This window comes from Oleiphilus sp. HI0079, from assembly GCF_001635105.1.
The window spans coordinates 1-273 of record NZ_LWFT01000303.1 but is presented as its reverse complement, the minus strand read 5'-3'; the positions used below and the strand labels follow the sequence as shown (position 1 = coordinate 273).

The window sequence follows — 273 nt, the reverse complement described above, 5'->3', positions numbered from 1 at the left end:
CAGACAAAAAAGCGCATGGTATTACTGCATTTATCGTCGAGCGTGACTGGAAGGGCTTCTCACGCTCACCTAAACTAGACAAGCTTGGTATGCGGGGTTCAAACACCTGTGAGCTCGTATTCGACAATGTCGAGGTCCCCATTGAGAATGTTCTGGGTCACGAGAACAAAGGTGTTCAGGTGCTCATGAGCGGTTTGGATTACGAGCGAATCGTTCTGAGCGGTGGGCCAACGGGCATTATGCAAGCCTGCATGGACAACGTTGTACCCTATA

At 50.2% G+C, this 273-nt stretch carries 1 protein-coding gene; it reads left to right on the top strand.

The window, feature by feature from the left end; genetic code table 11:
* Positions 1-273, top strand: a 273-nt coding sequence (locus tag A3750_RS04180) for an acyl-CoA dehydrogenase family protein (RefSeq protein WP_197474877.1), incomplete at both ends; no start/stop codon positions are given.